Here is a 351-nt window from a genome sequence, read left to right as displayed (position 1 = left end):
ACCCGGTTGACCATGCCCGCGCCGTAGAGCTTCGCCATCGAGGAACTGTGCCGAGGGTCCTGGCCCTGGTCGATGGCCCACGCCGCGCGCAGCACCAGCATGCGCGCGGCCTCGAGTTCCACCTCGGAGTCGGCGATCATCCACTGGATGGCCTGGTTCTCACCGATCGGCTTGCCGAACGTCTCGCGGGTGCGGGCGTGTTCGACGGCCATCTGGAGGACGCGCTCGGCGATGCCCAGGGCGTGCGAGGGGATCGTGTAGCGGCCCTTGCCGATCCACTTCATGCCCAGCTCGAAGCCCTGCCCGACCTCGCCCAGGACGTTCCGCGACGGCACCCGCACGTTGTCGAAC

General features: G+C 68.9%; 1 protein-coding gene. It reads right to left on the bottom strand.

Annotated elements, in window-relative coordinates:
* On the bottom strand, window positions 1-351 hold a 351-nt coding region (locus AC1DSF_RS31560), incomplete at both ends, for an acyl-CoA dehydrogenase family protein (protein ID WP_478184242.1).

Source organism: Variovorax sp. 01N429, from assembly GCF_056399425.1.
This window is presented reverse-complemented; position numbering and strand designations above follow the sequence as displayed.